This window comes from Streptomyces sp. NPDC037271, assembly GCF_055603605.1.
In genome coordinates this window covers 34,080-54,469 of sequence record NZ_JBVJVN010000026.1, presented here as the reverse complement: position 1 = coordinate 54,469, position 20,390 = coordinate 34,080, and the positions used below count along the sequence as shown (strand labels likewise).

Here is a 20,390-nt window from a genome sequence, read left to right as displayed (position 1 = left end):
TGGACGGGTCGAGGGTGAACGGCGGATGGGACGGATCCACGAGGTGCACCCATGAAGAGCGGGGATACCGGTGCGGCCGCGGGTGGGCACGTGTTGCCACCCGCGGGCCGGCCGTCAGCGGTCATGGGGTGCGGTCAGCCCAGTGGGGGCCAGGTGAGGACCGCTTCGTTCTGACTGGTGAGCTTGGACAGCGGTACGAACCGGAAGTAGAGGTCGCGCGCCAGGGCGGGAAAGAGGCCCTCCAGCTGCTCGGTCTCGCTCAGCGCACGGGCCGCGGCGACCAGCCCCTCCGTCCGCGGCCCGCGCTCGTCCTCGTAGCCGCGCAGCGCCGCGACCGGGTCCGCTGTGGCGCGCAGGTGCTGGGCGAGGACGACGGCGTCCTCGATGGCCAGCGCCGCCCCTTGGCCCAGACTCACGAGCATCGGGTGGGCCGCGTCGCCGAGCAGGGTCGTGCGTCCGGTGCCCCACCGCCGGAGGAACGGGCGGTCCTGGGCGGTGATGCGGACGATCGATTCCTCGGGGGTGGTGCGGATCGCCTCCCGCACCTCGTCGGCCCAGCCCGCGAAGAGGCCCGCGAGCCCTTCCTTGCCGCGCCGCAGGTGTCCGGAGGCGCCCGGGGGCACGTTCTTCGTCGCCCACCAGTAGGCGCGACCACGGCCGATGTCGGCGAGGCCGAAGCGCTGTCCACGCCCCCAGTAGTGCGCCGCGTAGCCCTTGCTCATCCGCGGGTGCGTGAAGGGCACCGTGGCCAGCCAGCACGCGTAGTTGCCAGGCCGCGGCTCGTCGGCGCCCGCCACCCGCCTGCGAATCGCCGAGTTGAAGCCGTCCGCCCCGATCAGGAAGTCGCCCGAGGCGGTTCTGCCGTCCTCGAAGGTGACCTCCACCCCGTCCTCGCCGCTGACGAAACCCACTGCCGCGGCGTCGAGTTGGATGACGCTCTCGTCCCCGAGGGCGTCCAGCAGCGTCTGCTGGAGATCGGCCCGGTGGACGGCGTAGTTCGACGCCCCCAGCCGGTCCGAGACTTCCCGGAACGGAAGGGCCCTGATCGGACGGCCCCGCCGGGTGAGGAACTTGAGCTCGTCGAACACCGCACCACGCTTGTCCAGGCCCGGGGCGATGTCGATGTCGATGCTGCGCAGCGCCAGGACCGCGTTGCACATCAGCGACACCGCCGTGGTACCCGGCCGCAGCTCGGAAGCCCGCTCGAAGACCTGTACCTCGACGCCCACACGGCGCAGCGCCGCGGCGGCGGCGAGGCCGCCGATGCCCGCTCCGACGATGAGGGCCTTGCGCGGGGGGGACTCCGTCATTTCCCACTCCTCTCCGACGGTCGTCGGCCCGGTCGGCCGGCCACCGCCTGTGCCACCTTCTCGGCAACGACGTTCACGTGCGGTTCCTCCAGGAGCACCAGGTGGTCACCGGGGACGTCGACCACCTGGAGCCGGCCCGTGGTCAGGTCGCCCCAGCCGTTGGTGGGGTCCGCGTGCAGGCTCTGTGCTGCTCCGTGCATCGGCTGGAGGATCTCCGGCAGCTCCGAGGTCGCGCGCAGCAGCACCACGTCCTCGTCGCCCGGTTCGGGCTGGTAGGTGAGGATCGCCCGCCAGTGCGCCTTGAACATCTGGAACAGGCGCCGCACGGTGGTGCGCGAGCTGCCCGCGGGCAGGACGCCCGCCTGCGTGGCGTGTCCGACGATGAAGTCGAACTTCGCCTCCTCCTCCAGACCGTCCGGCAGCGAGACCACCGGTGCGGTGCCACCGCGCTCCATCCACAGCAGCTCCCAGAAGAACCACTCCAGCAGCGAGTGGTCGGCGATGTCGGGCCGCTCCCCCTGTTTGACAGCGATCGGGTCGATCAGCACGGTGCCGTGCAGGGCGCCCGGGTCACTGCGGCGCAGCCGGCGCGCCATCTCGAAGGCGATGAAGCCTCCGAAGGACCATCCTCCGATCACGTAGGGCCCTTCGGGGCACGCGCGCCGTACGGCCTCCAGGTAGCCCGCCGCCATCTCCGGGATCGAGCTGAGCGGCTCCGTGCCCGGCACGGTCCCCCACGCCTGAAGCGCGTAGACCGGCTGGTCCGGCGGTAGGTGACGGGCGAGTCGTACGTAGCACAGCACATGGCCGCCCAGCGGATGGACGAGGATCAGCGGCGGCTTGTCCCCCTCGGTGCGGATCGGCACGACCGGGTCGAACCGGGCCGCCGCGTCGCTGCCCCGCAGGCGTTGGGCCAGCCCGGCGACGGTCGGGGCGGCGACGAACGCCGAGAGCGGAACGCTGACGCCGTAGCGCTTCTCGATCGTCATCACCAGCCGCATCGCGGTCAGTGAGGTGCCCCCGATGTCGAAGAAGTTGTCCCGGACGCCCACCGCGGGCAGTTCCAGCAGTTCCGCCAGGATGCCCACCAGCGCCTTCTCGTGCTCGTCGGCGGGTCCGGTGGCGTCCGACGACGGCGCGGCCAGTGGCATGCGACTCAGCAGCGCGTCGTCCCGCTTGCCGCTGGGCGTCAGGGGCAGGCTCGCCAGCCACTCCAGGTGCGAGGGCATCATGTGGTCCGGCAGCACCGCCCGCAACCGGCTGCGCACCTCGTCCAGGTCCACGGCCTCGGGGTCGCCGACGAGGAACGCCGCGAGGAACGCGTCGCCGCCCTCCCGGCGCCGCGACACCACCGCCGCCTCGCGGATACCGGACGCGGACTGCTCCTCGGCGAGCTTGGCGATGGCCAGTTCGACCTCGGCCGGCTCGACCCGGAAGCCACGCACCTTCACCTGGGAGTCGGCGCGGCCCAGCCATGCGAGGTTGCCGTCGGGCATGAGTCTGGCGAGGTCGCCCGTGCGGTAGAGGCGGGCACCCGTCTCACCTGACGGGTGCGGTACGAACCGCTGCTCGGTCAGGTCGGGACGGTTGCGGTAGCCGTGGGCCAGGCACACCCCGCCGACGTAGACCTCTCCCTTGGCGCCCGCCGGGACCGGCCGCATGAGGCCGTCGAGCAGGTGCAACTCGATGCCATCCACGGGGACGCCGACGGGCGGCAGGTCGGGGAAGCGGGCCGGGTCACCGGTCATGGTGTGGTGGGTCAGCAGGTGGGTCTCGGTCGGCCCGTACTGGTTCTCCAGTACGGTGTCCGGCCGCGCGGCACAGAACCGGCGGATCTCGTCGGTGACCCTCAGCTGCTCACCGGAGGAGATGATCACCCGCAGGGCACGCGGGCGGATGCCCAGCGCCTGGGACGTCTCCGCGAGCTGCTGGAGCGCCACGTAGGGCATGAAGACGCGCTCCACCTCCTCGCGGTCCAGGAGCCTCAGCAGGGCCGGCATGTCCCGCCGCTCGTCCTCGGCGAGCAGTTGCAGGGTGCCGCCGCCGCACAGTGTGGAGTAGATCTCCTGGAACGCCACGTCGAAGCTCAGGGGGGCGAACTGGAGGGTCTTGCCGCCCGCCGCGCCGCTGGCGGAGGGCACCTGCCAGCGCATGTAGTTGGCGAGCACCCGGTGCGGGAGTTCTACGCCCTTGGGCTCGCCGCTGGACCCGGAGGTGAAAAGCAGGTAGGCGACGGTCTCGCCGGTGATCTCCGGCAGTTCCGCGGCGCCACCCGGGTCCGGTTCGGCCTCGAGCAGCCCGTCCACGTACAGCAGCCGGGAGGAGTCGTCAAAGAGCGCTGCGTGCGTCTCGTTGGTGACGATCCACAGCGGATCGGCCTGGGCGGTCATCACCGCGAGCCGGGCCCGCGGGTAGCTGACGTCGAGCGGAACGCAGGTGGCTCCGGCCTTCCCCACGCCCAGGACGGTCGCCAGGGTCTCGGGCGAACGGTCCATGGCGATGCCGATGGTGGAACCGGTACGCACTCCGGCGCCGACGAGGCCGTGGGCTATCCGGTTCGCGGCCGCGTCGAGCTGGGCGTACGTCCAGCTGCGCGCACCGCAGCTGACGGCCACCGCGTCGGGCGTACGGGAGACGTGCTCGCCGATCAGCCGGATGACGTCCGCGGGCGGCTCCCCCGCGAGCTGCGCGGCGGGTACGCGCCCGCCGCCCAGGAAGGCGAAGTCCACGTCCCCTTCGGGTTGCTCGGTGATCCGCCGGAGGATGGTGACGTACGTCTGTCCGATGCTCTCGGCCTGGGAGCGCGAGAAGGTGCGTCCGTCGCAGTCCATACGCAGCCACAGGCGCTCGTCCACCGGGTCGACCACGGCGTTGACCAGGAGCTTGAAGTTCGTTTCCTCCCAGGTCCTGAACTCGGTCAGCTCCATGCCGGTGCCCTCGAAGAGCGACGTGAGCACGTGCGGGTCGACGTAGTTGAAGGCCGTGTCGAAGACGACGTCCCCGCCACGGTCCTCCTGGATGGCGCTGAGCGGGTAGCGCCGGTGGGGATGGCTCTCCCGCTCCTGTGCGTACACCTCGCGCGCCGAGTCCAGCCAGGAACGCGGCTGGGCGTCCAGGCGCAACGGCAGGGTCTCCAGGAACAGCCCGGTGATCCGTTCGGCGTCGGCCTGCTCCGGCCGTCCGCCGGTGACCAGGCCGGTGGTGATGTCCTCCACGTCGGAGAACAGCCGCAGCGTCAGGCAGTGCGCTGCGAGCAGCAGGGACTTGACCGGCAGGCCGTGGGTGCGCGCCAGGCGGCCCACCCGGTCGGCCAGGCCGTCCGGCAGCTCCACCTGGTGCACGACGAGACCCGTGTCGCCCGCGGGCTCGTAGGGCCGCAGACCGTCGAGCTGGGCCAGTTCCGCGCCGTCGAGCAGCCGCTGCCAGTACTGCTTGCTCTCCTCCGAGGCGAGGGCCCGGCGCTCCTCGCGTACGTACAGGGCCGGCGAGGGCAGCTCCTGCGACGGGACGGCGGCGACGGGCTGTCCGGCGTGGTGGAGGAAGTCCTGGAGCAGTTCGCGCACCAGCGTGGCCACGCTCCAGCCGTCGAGGATCGCGTGGTGGAAGCTCAACACCAGTTCCAGGCGGTCGCGCAGGACGTGCATGCGGAACAGGTACAGCGGCGGCCGGTCCAGTCGGTACTCGTGGTAGCGCCGTTCCTGGACGTGCCGGTCCACCTCGTCCTGCGCCTCCTGCTCGCCGAGGCTGCGCAGGTCCACGATCTGCAGTCCGCCGTCGGCCTGCCGGTGCACCAGCTGGAGCGGCTCGGAGTAGCCGCCGAGGTCGAAGGCGGAGCGCAGCACCGGATGGCGCCGTACCAGGCCGTCGAAGGCGCGGCGCAGCGCCTGCTCGTCCCACGGCGACTTCAGCGAGTAGCGGAAGACGTCGTGGTAGACGCACGACCTCTCGTACTCCCGGCTGTGGTAGAGCAGGCCCAGGTGCAGCCGGGTGGCCGGGTAGGCGTCCGCCAGGCCGGTCAGCCGCGCCCGGTCGACGCTCGGGACCAGGGCGAACGGTGCGAGCGGTGCGTCCTCTTCCTCCCGCGGTGCGGTCGTCGCGGCCGCCGCGAGCGCGGCGACGGTGGGGTTGCGGACCAGGTCGGCCAGGGTGAAGTGGACCCCCGCACGGCGTGCCTCCGCCTGGATGCGGAGCATCTGGATCGAGTCCCCGCCCAGGGAGTAGTAGTCCTGGTCGACGCCGACCGCGTCGGTTCCCAGTACGGCCGCCCAGGCCGCCGCGAGCTTCGCCTCGGTCTCGTTGGACGGCCTCTGCGCGCCGGTGTCCGTCTCCGCCCTGGGAGCGGGCAGCCGCCGCCGGTCGGCCTTGCCGTTCGTGGTCAGCGGTATCCGGTCGATCCGCACGAAGTACGCCGGGATCATGAACTCCGGCAGCGAGTCCAGGAGTCGGGACCGGAGGCGGGCCGCCTCCACCTCCTCGTCCGCCACGTAGTAGCCCACCAGGTGCACGCCACGGCCCGGCGCGGTCCGGTCCACCACGAGGGCGTCCCGCACGCCCGGGCAGGCCGCCAGGCGGTTGCCCACCTCGCCCAGCTCCACACGGTTGCCGCGGACCTTGACCTGATCGTCCAGCCGCCCCAGGTACTCCAGGGTGCCGTCCGCCAGCCACCGCGCCCTGTCGCCGGTCCGGTACATGCGCCCGCCAGGCGTGAACGGGTCTGCCACGAACGCCGCGGCGTCCAGCTCGGGTCGTTCCAGATAGCCGCGCGCCACGGCCACGCCCGCGATGCACAGCTCACCGGCGACGCCGGCGGGCTGGAGGTGCCCGTGCGCGCCGACCACGTACAACCGGATGTTGTCGATCGGCCGCCCGATCGGCACCCGGCGCACCTCCCCGTCCGTTCCACCGGGGCAGTCGTAGTACGTGACGTCGACCGTGGCCTCGGTGGGGCCGTAGAGGTTGACCAGCCGGGGGGCCGTGGCACCGGCAGCCGCGAACACCCGGTTGAAGCGGCGCACATGAGTGGGTGTCAGCGCCTCACCGCTGCAGAACACCTGGCGCAGGGATGCCGCGTCCGCCGCTCGGGCCGGGTCCTCCTCGACCAGGTCCAGGAAGGGACCGAGCATCGACGGCACGAAGTGGACCACGCTCACCCGGTGTGCTCGTACGGTGCGGAGGATGGCTTCGGGGTCGCGCTCCCCGCGGGGCGGCAGCAGCGCCAGGCCGGCCCCGGTGAGCGCCCACCAGAACAGCTCCCACACCGACACGTCGAAGGTCGCCGGCGTTTTCTGCAGCAGGACGTCTCCCTCGCCGACCGGGTAGCGGCGCTGCATCCACTCCAGCCGGTTCACCACGGATCGGTGTTCGATCTGCACGCCCTTGGGCCGCCCGGTGGATCCGGAGGTGTAGATGACGTACGCGAGGTCCTGCGGTCCGCCCAGCGGGACGGGTGCGGCGGGCGCGGTGGACGCCGCGGCCGCCAGGCGCCGTACGGGCGCGGCGTCGCCCACCAGGGCGGTGGGCACGCTGCTGCCCAGCAGCACCGCCGCCACCTTGCTGTCCGCCAGGACGAACCGGACCCGCTCCTCGGGGTGGCCCGGGTCGACGGGGACGTAGGCGGCGCCTGCCTTGAGGACGCCCAGGACCGCTGCGACGAGGTGCGGGCCGCGCTCGGCCACCACGGCGACCCGGTCGCCCGTCTGCACGCCGTCCTCACGCAGCTGGTGCGCGATGTGGTTGGCCCAGCCGTCGAGGCGGGCGAAGGTCAGCGACTGGGCGGGGTCGTCCGTGACGACGGCCACCCGGTCGGGCGTCCGTGCCGCCTGCCGCTCGAAGAGCGCGTGGAGGGTGGCGTCCTCGGTGAACGCGTGCACCGGGCCGGTGCCCGTCGCGATCAGGGTGGCCCGCTCCTCCTCGCCGGTCATGGGGATCTGCGACAGCGGCAGGTCCGCCCCCGCGAGCGTGCCCTTGAGGATCGCCTCGATGTGGGTGGCCACCGACTCCACGGGGAAGTCCGCGTCGAACACGTCCAGGGCGTAGTCCATGTCGACCAGGACGTCACCGACGTCGTCCAGTTCGTTGACGACCACGGCCAGCACGTCGTCGTCGTGGGCACGCGCCTGCACGACGGTCTCGTACTCCACGCCCTGGACGGCCGGCGGACTGGGCCAGCGCAGATAGGCGATGGTGGTGTCGAACAGCCGCTTGGGGCCGCTCTCCTGGAGCGGTACGCAGCGCAGCAGGTCGCCCAGGGAGAAGCGCTCGTGCGGCTTGAGCTCCCGGGTCGATGCCTGCACCTCGGCGACGAGCTCGCTCATCGTACGTTCCTCGCCGGCTGTCACCCGCAGCGGCAGGGTGTTCGCGAAGTGGCCTACGGTCTGCTTCTGCTGAGTGGTCGGCCGGTTCAGCAGCGGTACGCCCAGGACGACTTCGTCGCTGCCGTGCACCCGCGACAGGTAGACGGCGAAGGCGCCCGCGACGAACGCGAAGACCGAATGGCCGCGTGCACGGATGCTCTCGATGACACCGCGTTCGATCACGAAGCTGTGGCGGGCACTGCTGCGGGAGCCGGCCGGGGCCGAGCGGCTGAAGAGGGCCGGGGAGACGGCCCGCAACTGCTTCTGGAAATAGGCCCGGTCATCCGCGTAGTCGTCCGAGGCACGGTAGCGGCGCTCGTCCTCCGTGAATTCCAGGTACGACGGCACGGACGGCTCTTCGAACCGCCCGGTCCTCCGGATGCGGTCATATTCGGCGCGGACTTGGGACATGAAGAGGTTCAGGCCCCAGGCGTCCGCGACGATGTGGTGCACCTTGACGTAGGAGTGAAAGACTCCCTCGCCCTCCTCGAGGACCGCGAGCGTGAACAGCCGGCTGCGTTCCACCTCGAAAGGAACGTCGAACGCGTCCTTGATCCACGCCTCGCAGGCGTCCCGCGGCGATGGGGCGTCGGAAAGGTCGATCGTCGGGATGTCGTAAGCCTCGTCCTCGACCCACTGGCGCGGGGTTCCCTCCTCCGGGTCGATCCGGATCCGGAATGCATCGTTGCGGTCGACCGCACGGCGCAGGCACGCCTTGAGGAGGTCGACGTCCACGTCACCGGTGAACCGGTCGGTGATGAAGCAGTTGAACTGCGGGAGGTCCGGAAAGAGAGAGTTCGCAGCCCAAATATCCTGCTGGTAGGCCGTGAGGGAGTAACGCTCCCGTCGATTCACGATCGCTCCATTTTCCTCGGCTCTTGCCTTCAAGTCCTGAGCTGTTCGACTGTCTTCTCCGATGCCCTGCGCTCGCCGTGGCCGACGTCGTACACCCGTATCAGCCGCCGTTCTCCGAGGCGATGGTGCTGCCGTGGTACCAGGGGTTTCCTGCTGCCTCGGATATGAGGTTGCGCGACTGGGTCTCCCGCGCCTTGCCCAGATCGAGAGTGAGGTACTGGACGAACTCCAGAGCGGTGAAGTACTGCCGAATGAAGGTCGACTGGTCGAGTTCGATCTCGGTGACGGTGACCTTTGCGTTCTGCGGGATCGGTGCAGTCAGCAACGACACCAGATTCCTCCGCTTGGCCCGGGTGTATTCATCCTCTTCCGGGTCGGAGAAGACGAGGATGCTGTGCCTGCGCTCGGGGTCGGTGAGCGTGGCCACCTCGCTGTGGCAGAACTCGTGGAAATAGTTGCGCGTCGCCGGCACCATGGCGATCTCGTTGAAGTGCATCTTGGCCAGCTTCAGCAGGCTCTCGTGCCACTTGGGTGAGCCGAGCATGATGACGTTGGCGTTCTCGCTGCGCGCGGCGGCGTCCGCGGCCAGGGCACGCAACTCGGGGGTGAAGTCGGTCCGCAGGTCCTCGGCCAGGGAACGGACCTCGGGCCCGTAGTCCTTGTCCAGCAGACCGAGCCGCAGGAACATGTCGACCAGGATCGAGAAGTACTGGCCCACATGGAACAGCGGGTACTCGCGGTCCGGCTTGCTCAGCGTCCAGCGCGCGATGGACACGCCGTGCTCCTCGCCCAGCTCGCCCAGCCGGCCGCCCGAGGTGAGCAGCAGCACCCGGTCATGCATGGGGCGCAGCGCGTGGAAGGCACGGACCGGCTCGTTGGAGTAGCCGCTGTACGAACTCAGGATGACGAGCGTGCGCTCGTCCTCGATCACCGCGCGCGGAACAAGGTACTCGAAGTCGTAGTCGTTGAAGACATACACTTCGAGGTCGCTGCGGATCGAGTTGAAGAACACCTTTATGACGTCCGACACGATGGCCGAGCAGCCCATTCCACTGAAGACGATGCGCGTGAAGTGGCCGTCCTTCAGCCTCTTCAGGAGGTCGGAGGAGATGCCGGATATGTCATACTCGTCGAACTTGGTGAACCCTGCATGGTACTCCTGCTCCAGGAACTCCTGGTAGCGCTCAAGGCGTGATCGCATGTATTCCTCTTCCTAGGGAATTAATGGAGTGCCGTAGATTCCAGCACGAGGAGCGTGCGCGCCCCGGTTGGGCACCGAGTGCTTCACCACATGAACTGGCCGCCGTCCACAATCAGTTTCTGCCCCGTGACGTACGCGGCTCCCTCGCCCACCAGGAACTCCAGCGCGTCCGCCATCTCGTCGGTGGCACCTATCCGGCGCTGCGGTATCTCACTCAGCAACGCTTCCATGTACTCCGGCTCGGCCAAGCGGTAGCGTGTACGCATTTCGTCCGTGTCGATCATTCCCGGAATGAGGCAGTTCACGCGGATACTCGGCGCGAGTTCCATGGCCAGGCACTTGGTGAGATGAAGCATCCCGGCCTTGCTCGAACAGTAGTTGGCGCCGTTCATCCGGGGTCGAATCGCTGTGGTCGCACCGATGTTGACGATGGAACCGCCGCCGGCCTCCAGCATGACCGGGGCGAAGGCCCGCGTCATGTAGAACGGGCCGGACAGATTGGTGTCCACCACCCGGCGCCAGTCGGCGTCGGAAATCTCGAGCACCGGACGGTCGATATTGAGACCGGCATTGTTCACCAGGACCTGCGGGACTCCGTGCTCGGTCCGTACGAGTTCCGCGAGTTCGGCGACCTCGCCCGGATCGGAAACATCCGACCGTACGACGGACAGCCCCTTCTCCACCTCTTGCACAGCAAGATTCGCCGACTCCTCGTCACTGCGATACGTGGCGACCACCCGGAATCCCATCCGGGTCAGACGGTGACTGAAAGCGAGACCGATTCCCTTGGTTCCGCCGGTAACGATGGCAAGCCTGTCAGGCGAGTTCACTCGCGCTCCCTTTCTTGGATGCGACGCCGAGGACACGAACAGGGCACGCCGCCTCGCCCCGACTTCGAGGAGACGGGAAGGCGGGTGGGGTGACGACAGCGGTGACGGTGATGCGGTCCGGATCGCGTGCCGGCAGCGGGGGGGGGGGGGGGGGGGGGGGGGGCGCGGCCCCCCCCCCCCCCCGCGCCCTCGCGCGGAGCCGCACGGATGCGTGCGGCTCGCACACGAGCGTGCCGCATGAAGGGGGATGGGACGGGCCTGTACGTGGGCGAACGGCGCCCGATGGAGGATGCGGGAACGCATGGGTGAACGGACCTGAGCACCCGAAGGGTGCGTCACCCGGGCGCAGGGCCCCGTCGAAGTGATCCGGCCGCGCCCTGTCGGGCGGGCCGGCCCCGTGTCAGAGGGTCGGAGTTGTCCGCCTGACGGATCGGCAGCGCGGCATGGAACGGACCGGACTCACCGGGCGATGGGCTTGCGGGCACGCAGGATGACGTCGAAGCGGCCCGGGTACTGGCGGTCCATCGGCTCGAAGCCCGCTTCGGTGTACCACTGCTCGAATTCCTGCGCCGTGTAGATACGGCCCTCGGGTGACGCGATCGTCTGGACGTACCCCGCCATGAACGCGGCATGGGCGGGCCCGGTCTCGTCGTCGTCCTGGGCACACGCGACGATCACCATGTGACCGCCCGGCTCCAGAGCGCGGTACGTCTTCGCGAAGAGGGCGCGGACCTGATCGGGCGACCAGATCTCAAGGAAACGGGAGTAGACGACGCAGTCGTGGGACGAGGGGAACTCGTCCTTCCAGATGTCGGTCCCGACCGCGTTGATGCGCTCGGAGAGGCCCGCCTCGGCGATGCGGGCGGCGGCCATCTCCGCCACGTTGGGCAGTTCGAGGATGGTTGCCTGAAGATGCGGCCAGCGCTGCGCGAAACCGATGGAGTTGGTCCCGGTGCCTCCGCCGACGTCCAGCACCTTCTTGTAGGACGAGAAGTCCACGGCGTTGACGAGGTCCTCGACCACCGAGCGGCTCTGGTGCTCCATCATGGCCGTGAAGACCTGCTCCAGGTTCTTGTCCTCTCCGAGGAGCTCGTAGAGCGTGGTCGCCGGGGAATCGGCGAGCAGTTCGCGATGCAGCCCCTCGTTCTCGTTGTTCACCAGCGACTCGTGGAGCCAGCCCATCGGCTGGTACAGCATCTCGTGGGTGTAACGGACGATCACCGGCATGAACGCGTCCTGATCGCCGGCCAGCAGGTCGGTGGCCGCGGTGTTGTGGTAGCCGTCGCCCTCCTTGCGTACGAGGCCGAACGCACAGCACCCGAGGAGCAGCACGTGCCCGGCACGTTCCTGCAGTCCGAGCTCGGCGGTGATCTCGTCAAGACTGCGGCCCGGCCGGTTCTTGAGCAGGGTGAAGAGTTCAAGACGCATGGCGGCGTGCATGAACGGAAACCTGAAGCTGGTGTACACCAGCTCCCACAGCTCGTCCAGGGCCGTCTCCGAAGATTCCTTCACAGTGTGTCCTCCACGTCTCTTTCAGATCGCGAGCAAGCGCTTTCGGCCATGGAGTAGTCAAGTCCCGCAACGTCCTGTTTTCTCCGGTTGGTGCTCAATGCGGAATAGACATACGGCGTACCGCAACCGCTCACCCGCCCGTCAGCCCGCCCGCGGCGGGCGTGTCACCACCGCACCGGCAGCTCCCGCACCCCCCGGATCAGCATCCCCGGGAGCCACTCCCCCGGCTCCCCGTCCGCCGTCAGGTCCGGGCAGCGCTCCAGCAGCGTGCGCAGCGCCACCTCGCCCTCGAGGCGGGCGAGGGGAGCGCCCAGGCAGAAGTGGATCCCGTGTCCGAAGGAGAGATGGCCCCGGGCCTCGCGCCGTCGTACGTCGAAGCGTTCCGGATCGGGGAAGCGCGCCGGATCGCGGTCCGCGCCGGCCATGGCGATCAGCACGATGGCACCGCGCGGCACCCGTACACCGCCGATCTCGGTCTCCTCCAGGGCGATGCGCGGCGTGGTGGTCTCCACCGGCCCGTCGTAGCGCAGCGTCTCCTCCACCACCCCCGCCGCCAGCCCCGCCGGATCGGCCCGTACGGCCGCCAGCTGCTCGGGGTGCGCGAAGAGCGCACGCACCGCGTTGCCGATCGTGTTGACCGTCGTCTCGTGCCCGGCGACGAGCAGCAGGAAGGCCAACGAGACCAGCTCGTCCTCGGTGAGCCGGTCGCCGCCCTCGTCGACCGTGTGGACGAGGGCGCTGAGCAGGTCCTCCCCGGGGTTCTCGCGCTTGGCGGCGATGAGCCCCTTGAGATACGGCATGACCTGCTCGTACGCCTCCTTCTCCGCCTCGGGGCTGGTGGGCGCGAGGGTCTCGTTGGACCAGGCGTGGAAGGCGGCGCGGTCCAGGCCGGGGACGCCGAGCAGTTCGGAGATGACGATCATGGGGAGGGGGGAGGCGAACGCGTCGATGAGGTCGGCGCGGCGCGCTCCGTCCGCCGTCATGCGGTCCAGCAGCTCGTCGGTGATCTCCTGGATGCGGTCCCGCATCCCCTCGACCCGCCGGGCCGTGAACTCCCGGGCCACCAGCTTCCGCAGCCGGGTGTGGTGGGGCGGGTCGCTCATCAGCATGTTGGCGTTGCCGAGCATGTTCAGGGCGTACGGCGGGCTCCAGCCGGCCTGCCGCCACTCGCGCTGCCAGTCCCGGCTGAGCTGCGGGGCGGTGAAGGCCTCGCGCGCGGCCTCGTACCCGACCACGAGCCACACCCGGCCCCTGTCGGGTGTGACTACCTGGTGCACCGGACCGCGCTCGCGCAGCCGTGCGTAGGCGACGTACGGGTCGGCGGTGAAGTCGGGGCTGAGCGAGGCGAGCACCTCGATCCCGCCGGGGCTGTCGGGCCGGTCGGTCAAGTCGGGTATCGCGGGATCGGCGGCGGCTTTCTCGGCCTCGGTCACGACGGAATTCCTTCCCTCAGGCCCGGATTGCCGGCCCCCGCCGACCACTCCGAACACGGCCGCTCACTTGACAACACCGAAGCGGGCGTGAGGCTTCACCTCGCCACGGCCGTTCACATACATAGTTTTTCTAGCCGCAGATACAACACCAACCCCGGTGGTCGCACAAGGTGTTCAAGGTTCTCGCATCCGCACCAGTGGCGTGAATCATGCGGTGCGCAACGGTTTAACCCCCGGCCAACGTGGCGTAATGGTCAGGACCCGGCCGGACACGGGTCCGCCCAGTGGCTTGAAGTCGTCCGATGGGAACTCTGACCTCTGGCACCCCTGCTCAACTCGGACATCGCGACGGAATGGCCGGCGGATTGCAAAGACGCATACAAATGCGTCGCCGGCCCACGGGAAAGCCGACGCCAGTTTCCGGAGCACTCACGAATTTCGGACATGCCAATGAGCCCGGCGTGATACTTCTTCGCTCGCGCCGGGCTCACGGTGTTCGGAATGGTGCACAGCGTTCAAGCGCCCGGTCCCGGTCCATGGGGCCGGACCGCGGCTGCGCAGCTACGCCTCAGGACGCCTGCGCGGCCGCACACCGGGACGGCGGCGGCAGCGCAGAAGGAACGGGCGGAGTCAGCGGACCCCTGCGACCGAACGCGGGGTCACCACCTTGTCGACGATCCCGAACTCCAGGGCCTGCTCCGCCGTGAGCACGCGGTCGCGCTCGATGTCCTCGTGGACCTTGGCGACATCACGGCCGGTGTGGCGGGCGAGGAACCCCTCGACAAGCTCCCGCTGGCGCTGCACCTCGCGGCCATGGATCACCAGGTCGGATACCTGGCCCTGGCTGCCGGGGCTCTGCGGCTGACTGAGGACGACCCGGGCCCCCGGTAGCGCCAGGCGCTTGCCGGGTGTGCCCGCGGCCAGGACCACGGCGGCCACCGAGTTGGCCTGCCCCAGGCAGACCGTCTGGATGTCGGGCTGCACGAACTGCATCGTGTCGTACACCGCGGTGAGCGACGTGAGGTCGCCACCGGGTGAGTTGATGTACATGGAGATGTCCCGCTGCGGATCCAGGGACTCAAGGCACAGCAACTGGGCCATGATGTCGTTCGCCACAACGTCGTCGAGCTCGTGACCGAGGAAGATCACACGCTCCTCGAAGAGCTTGCCGTAAGGATCGTACTCCCTGGTGCCCTGCGCGGTGCGCTCGACGAAGTGCGGCGTCACGTAGCGGCTTTCGGGGCGCAGACGGCCGGATCCGGACGGACCCGCCGCTGGGGTGGACATGGACGTGCTCACTGGACTTGCCCCTTCTGGGGGATGGCCGGACGCGCTGGTCGGGAAGGCGACTAGGCGATCGATCCGAGGGTGGTGGGGTGATTGTCGCCCGACGACAGGACCTCGTCGATCAGGCCGTACTCCTTGGCCTCTTGGGCGGTGAACCAGCGGTCCCGGTCGGAGTCACGCGTGATCGTCTCGGCGTCCTGGCCGGAGTGGTGGCCGATGAGCTCGGCCATCTCCTGCTTGGTGCGGATCAGTTGGTCCATGTAGACCTTGATGTCGGAGGCCGAGCCTCCGAGGCCTGCCGAGGGCTGGTGCATCAGGATCTTGGTGTGCGGCAGCGCGAAACGCTTGCCCTTCGCGCCGGCGGTGAGCAGGAACTGCCCCATGGAGGCACAGAATCCCATCGCAATGGTCACGACATCGTTCTTGATGTACTGCATCGTGTCGTATACGGCCATACCTGCGGTGACCGAGCCGCCCGGCGAGTGGATGTACAGGTAGATGTCACGGGTCGGATCCGAGGCGAGCATCAGCATCTGCGCGGTGATGCGGTTGGCGATTTCGTCGTCGACTTCCTTGCCCAGAAAGATGATCCGGTCATCGAGAAGACGATTGTAGACCGCATCCGCGCTCATGGCGTCACCGTTGGCGCGGGCATAGGGCATCGCCTGCTGTGCTGCGAGAGGCAACTGCCGATTGCTCATCTGTTCCACTCCTTTGTTCGCGCGCGGCACCTTTGGCGGGGCCAGGACTCCCGTCCGTCAATCCGGTGCCCACCAGGCGTAGCGGCAGGTGCGTTCGCCCCCACCTCATACGTTGTGAAGCTAACACGTAATTCAGCCTGCACCGTTGGGGCAAGACGAGCGGTTCGCTGAGAGCAGAGAACGCGCATCGCGCTCAAGTGGCCTGAAATCAGGGGGAGTACACCTCTCCTCTCCCGGACAAAAGAAGGCCCGGTCCGCGAGCCCGTCCACTCATTCACGGGCATACAGGGGAATAATCGGCGCCTGGATCAAGCCAGAACGAAATGCCGGCCCGGAAAGGCCGGACGGTCCGGACGTGACCGCCCGCCCACGAACAACGCACTGCCCGTTCCCCGACGGCGACTTCGTGATCACGGGAACCACGCAAGAGGAATGCCGACCCCCGGTTTTTCATCGCGCCCTTTCTGACTCTGCGTCAACCCCGGTACGTGAGCGACGTCAGTCGTCCGGTCGACCCACAGGCGGCAATCCGCGAAGGAAGACTGCACGTCAGACGTGTATCGAGCCCTCACCCTCGGTGGCAGCAGCCGTCCGGAACAGCTCCATGGTCATTACGGTCTGTTCGCATGACGACGGTTACGACGCGCACGGTCACTTATCCGGCCGACGGCCTGACCATGGTCAGCCACCTCGCGCTCCCGGCCGGCAGCGGCCGTCGGCCCGCGGTCCTGATCGGCCCCGAGGGACCGGGGCTGAACGACTTCCAGCGGCGCCGCGCCGACGCCCTGGCCGAACTCGGCTACGTGGCACTGGCCTTCGACATCAACGGCGGATGCTGGTTCACCGACCCCGAGGAGATGCTCGCGCGCATCACCCCTCTGCTCTGCGCCCCACAGAGGATGCGGGACATCGGCCACGCGGCCCTCGTCATCCTGCGCGCCGAACCGCGAACCGACCCCGACCTGATCGCCGCCATCGGTTACGGCACCGGGGGCGCGATCGCGCTGGAACTCGGCCGCGACGGCGTCGACCTGCGGGCGATCGGCACAGTCAACGCACTCACCACCGGCCGGCCGGGCGAGGCGGCACGCATCCGGTGCCCGGTGTGGGCCGGGGTCGGATCGGAGGACCCGATCATGCCTCCGGCACAGCGCGAGGCGTTCGCCGCCGAAATACAGGATGCTGGTGTCGACTGGCGTCTCGTGCTCTACGGCGGCGCCGTGCACGCCTTCCACCACCCTCCCGTCGACCAGCCGGTGGTCCCCGGCGTCGCCCACCACCCGCGGCACGCAGAGCGCGCTTGGCGCGACGTCGTGGACCTGCTCACCGAGTGCTTGCCCTTGGCGGAGTGACGCACAGGGGGCCTTCCCACAACGGGAAGCCCCTGTGGGCTCGGTCGACCGGACGGCGCGACCGAAATGGGTGTCGGGATGCCGATCGGCACATCGATATCCGGTACGGCAGGCGGTAGCAGACAGTCCGTGGCGGGTGCGCGCGACCGACGGTCCTCGTGCACGCCGGTCGCCGACGGCAGAGCTGTGGGGACGGGCCGTTGAGGTGCCGGCCGGTGAGGTGCCGGTCGTTGAGGTGCCGGCGCTCGAAGTAGAGCAGGACCGGATGCACCCACCACGTCGGCTCTGCCTCCTCCGGCATGGTGACCCGGTGCTCGTTGGCGGCGGCCGGCGCGGAACTCGGCCGGGCGCGCGTGGACGACCGCTTCGGGGACGGCTTCCGCACCGGTCTGCCCATCGGCTGTGCCGTGGCCGTGGTGTCGGCAGCCGTCGCCCTGCCCATCCCCCGGTACGCACCGCCGCCGACGGCCCGGAGGAGGCCGGGGTCCCGGCGGACCAGACACCGGCTCGCGCCCGAACGGCCCGAACGGCCTGTTCGTTCCTGCCGTCTCACCCCCGGGGCGAGCCCCTTCGTGGGTCGTGGCTACCGCGGGCGTTCAGCCCAGTCCGCAGCGGTCGAGCGAGGCGTGGACCAGGGCGAGTCCCTCCGCCCTCCAATGGTCCCGGTCGGGCATCTGGTCCGCGCAGCGCCAGCGCCAGGCCGAGAACATGGCCCAGTCCACGGCGCGGCACCGGTGCAGGAGATCCTGGTCGGCCCCCGCGTAGTGCTCGGCCACACCGTCGGGAGCGTGGGCGAGGTCGAACTCGACCGGCCCGCGACAGCACGTGGCGAGGTCCACGAAGAGCGGCCCCCGCTCCGTGGCGAGGAGGTTGCCCTCGTGCGGCTCGCCGTGCAGCAACTGGTCGTTGGACCGGTCCGCGCCGATGGCGGCGCTCACCTCGCCCAGGGTGCGGGCGAGGAGTTCCCGGTCGGCGTCGGACAGGTCCGGGGACCGCTCCCGGTCGGTCACCTCCCGCAGCGCGCGGGCGGCCCGGTCCGTGAAGTGGGGCGCCTCCAGCTCGACCCGGCGCAGGGCGGCGTGCTGCCGCCTGAGCACGTCCGCGTACGCGGACGGCGTGATGTCCGCAGCCACCGGTGCGTAGTAGGTCCACAGAGAGACGGCGAAGCCGTCCCGTACGTACACGCGGGGCTCGCCCCGGGGGTCCAGCTCGGCCACCGGGGCGTCGACGGCACCGAGCCGGCGGGCCACCTCGACCTCGAACGCCGAGTCGGCCAGTTGGTCCGGCGGCGCGACCCGGGCCAGCACGTCGCACGGGAGCAGGCGCAGCGCGACCCGGTCCGAGTCGTGGACGACGACCACGTCGTCCACCCCCAGGCCCAGCTCCGTGGCGGTCGCCCGGGCCGCCTCGACCGCGCGACGCAGTTCCGCGGGCTCCATGTCGTTCTCCTCATCGTCGGCTACGCACACACCTCCGGGGACGGCGACAGCACCCCGTACGTCGTCGGGGACATCATCCGGCACCCGGACCCCGGGAAGATCCGCTTTCGGCCGACCGAGGCCTCCCGCGACGATCCCGTCGACCCGGACCGTGCCGGCGTCCGGCTGGTACAGCTTGCACAACAGCCTGACCGGGGAGGTCTTGCCGGAGCCGTACTCCCCGACGACGGCGACCACGCTGCCGGCGGGCAGACGGCAGTCCAGGCCGTCCGGCGTGGGGCGGCCGGTGCCGGGGTACGGGAAAACGCACTCCTCCAGGGTGATGCCCCGGCGCAGCGCGGCGGGCACGGGCAGGGTGCCGGCGTACGCCTCCCGCTGGCGGGCGGCGTACGCCCGCAGCCACAGGTAGGCGTCGACCACGCCCGCGCTGCCCGTCGTGCGGCTCACCCGGGCCACGGTCAGCTGGATCGAGTCCCGCAGGGTCACGGCGACCGTGATGGCCAGCACCACGTCGCCGACGCCGCCCTGACCGCGCGCGGCCCGGTCGAGCAGCAGGACCGGGCCCGCCGACGAAGCCCGCGGTGAACAGCACCCAGCCGACGACCTTGTGGCCCGCCGCCCGCAGACGCGCCCGCAGCCGTCCCGTACCGCTTCGTCCCAGGCGCGGGTCCGCGCCTCGGTGACCGCATGGCCCGCGCCGGAGAACCGGATCTCCTTGCCGCCGGACGCCTCGGTGGCGAGGTTGGACAGACGGCGCTGCAGCCGGAACGCCTCGGCCGTGTCCGTCTCCGCCGCGACTCCGCCCCGTCCGCCCCGTTCGAGCCGTCAGTCCGTTTCCTGGGAGTGCGGGGCCGTCGCGGGCGGATGGGTCGGACGGTCCCGGCCTCCGTCCCGGCCGGACACCACCACGATGACGAGCCCGACGACGACGGCTCCGGCGGCGACCCGTCCGGCCGCCCGCAGCCACCACCCCGGCCGGGCCGCGCCCCCGCCGGCGGAGCCCAGCCGTTCGGCCCGCCGGGCGGGTCTCAGCAGGCGGAGCAACAGCAGGACGGCAACCGGTAGTTGCAGCAGCCACAGAACGGTGCGTGGCCACTCTCCGTACCAGACGTTGGTCCCGTACAGCAGGGTGTGCCACACGCTCAGCACGTACACGACGATCACGAACCGGTGCAGCCGTCGCCACGTGTTCGCTCCGATGCGGTGCCGGACGTAGAACAGCAGCCCCAGCGGTATCGCCAGGTACAGGGCGCCCTGGCCGAGCGGGATGGCGATCCGGCCGGTGCCGGAGTCGTACCAGCCGGGCACGAAGCTGTCGGCGAAGCCCACCCACAGCCGCTCGGCCCAGTCCAGCTTCGTCTCGTAGCGCACGAGTTCCGCCGCGAACATGAGCGCGTGCGCGGCCATCAGGGCCGTCGTCGTCAGACTCGTGGTGCGGTGCCAGCGCTCCAGTACCGGCCGGGAGACCGGCAGCCGGGCGGACCGCGGTCCCGACAGCAGCAGACCCAGCATGACCGTGCCCCAGGCCCACAGCAGCCCCGACCACCCGAACGCCTGACTGAGCAGGTACATCCAGTAGGTGCCGGCATCATCCATGAACGGCATGACCGCGACGGTGTCCGAGTCACCCGACTCGATGCGCGCGTACAGGAACGCGAAGACAAGCCCCGTCACCACCACCGCCGCGGAGGCGTCGGGCAGGGCAGACCGCATGTCGCCGCGCAGCGCGACACGGTCGCCGGGGCGCCGTTGCCGTCCGGGCGGTATCGGCGCCCCGTCCTCTTCCGACCTGGCGTCCGACAGCATCAGGGCCTCCCCGGCACGGGGCACCGCAGGGACGGTGCGCATGTGGCGTGAGCCAACAAGTCTGACCGAGGGGGCGGTGTCCCCCCGAGGCAGTATCCGGCCAGAGTCGCCACGGGACGTGCAGCGTCCGCGACGACGGTGGCGCCGTTGTCGAACCACCAGAAGTCCTCGCCGGTCCCGGACCACCGCCACCGGCCTGCAGGCCGCGGGGTGCTCCGCCGACAGCCGCATCTGCCGCTGGGCCCGGGGGGGGGGGGGGGGGGGGGGCGGACTTGGGACGGGGTGGGGGGGCTCTCCCAAGGAGGGAGGGG

11 protein-coding genes and 1 pseudogene are annotated in these 20,390 nt (G+C 70.0%); 1 reads left to right on the top strand and 11 read right to left on the bottom strand.

Features of this window, described 5'->3' with window-relative positions; genetic code table 11:
• Positions 1–134: 134 nt before the first annotated feature.
• The 8 genes from ACZ7G3_RS30415 to ACZ7G3_RS30380 form a co-directional block, all read right to left on the bottom strand.
• Positions 135–1,310 carry an FAD-dependent monooxygenase gene (locus tag ACZ7G3_RS30415; protein ID WP_470929366.1) on the bottom strand — a complete coding sequence of 392 codons (1,176 nt, stop codon included), beginning with the start codon at positions 1,308–1,310 and terminating at the stop codon, positions 135–137.
• Positions 1,307–8,518: an amino acid adenylation domain-containing protein gene (locus tag ACZ7G3_RS30410; RefSeq protein WP_470929364.1), complete on the bottom strand. Its 7,212-nt coding sequence runs from the start codon at positions 8,516–8,518 to the stop codon at positions 1,307–1,309. Before ACZ7G3_RS30410 ends, ACZ7G3_RS30415 begins: the two co-directional genes overlap by 4 nt.
• 100 nt (positions 8,519–8,618) lie before the next feature.
• Positions 8,619–9,719, bottom strand: a complete 1,101-nt coding sequence (locus ACZ7G3_RS30405) for an SIS domain-containing protein (protein ID WP_470929362.1) — start codon at positions 9,717–9,719, stop codon at positions 8,619–8,621.
• A gap of 83 nt (positions 9,720–9,802) precedes the next feature.
• Positions 9,803–10,549 (bottom strand): SDR family NAD(P)-dependent oxidoreductase, encoded by a 747-nt coding sequence (locus tag ACZ7G3_RS30400; protein ID WP_426600059.1) that lies wholly within the window; start codon positions 10,547–10,549, stop codon positions 9,803–9,805.
• Positions 10,550–11,008: 459 nt separating this feature from the next.
• Entirely contained in the window at positions 11,009–12,061 is a 1,053-nt protein-coding gene (locus ACZ7G3_RS30395; protein WP_470929360.1) for a methyltransferase, read from the bottom strand.
• 164 nt (positions 12,062–12,225) lie between these two features.
• Positions 12,226–13,419, bottom strand: coding sequence for a cytochrome P450 family protein (locus ACZ7G3_RS30390; protein ID WP_470929457.1), 1,194 nt, complete (start codon positions 13,417–13,419; stop codon positions 12,226–12,228).
• 705 nt (positions 13,420–14,124) lie between these two features.
• The gene (locus ACZ7G3_RS30385) at positions 14,125–14,781 is read right to left on the bottom strand and encodes an ATP-dependent Clp protease proteolytic subunit (protein ID WP_470929358.1); all 657 of its coding nucleotides are present in this window, start codon (positions 14,779–14,781) and stop codon (positions 14,125–14,127) included.
• Between the two features lie 62 nt (positions 14,782–14,843).
• Positions 14,844–15,443: an ATP-dependent Clp protease proteolytic subunit gene (locus tag ACZ7G3_RS30380; RefSeq protein ID WP_470929455.1), complete on the bottom strand. Its 600-nt coding sequence runs from the start codon at positions 15,441–15,443 to the stop codon at positions 14,844–14,846.
• Positions 15,444–16,108: 665 nt separating this feature from the next.
• Between ACZ7G3_RS30380 and ACZ7G3_RS30375 the strand changes: the two genes are divergently transcribed.
• Complete coding sequence (locus tag ACZ7G3_RS30375) at positions 16,109–16,834, top strand: dienelactone hydrolase family protein (protein ID WP_470929356.1); 726 nt, start codon at positions 16,109–16,111, stop codon at positions 16,832–16,834.
• 596 nt (positions 16,835–17,430) lie between these two features.
• On the opposite strand, the gene ACZ7G3_RS30370 is transcribed toward ACZ7G3_RS30375, so the two are convergent.
• The 3 genes and pseudogenes from ACZ7G3_RS30370 to ACZ7G3_RS30360 form a co-directional block, all read right to left on the bottom strand.
• Entirely contained in the window at positions 17,431–18,273 is an 843-nt protein-coding gene (locus tag ACZ7G3_RS30370; RefSeq protein WP_470929453.1) for an aminoglycoside phosphotransferase family protein, read from the bottom strand.
• 147 nt (positions 18,274–18,420) lie between these two features.
• Positions 18,421–18,621: pseudogene (locus ACZ7G3_RS30365) on the bottom strand (ATP-binding cassette domain-containing protein); the annotation flags it as partial.
• Between the two features lie 477 nt (positions 18,622–19,098).
• Positions 19,099–20,079, bottom strand: coding sequence for a ferric reductase-like transmembrane domain-containing protein (locus ACZ7G3_RS30360; protein ID WP_470929451.1), 981 nt, complete (start codon positions 20,077–20,079; stop codon positions 19,099–19,101).
• Positions 20,080–20,390 lie beyond the last annotated feature (311 nt).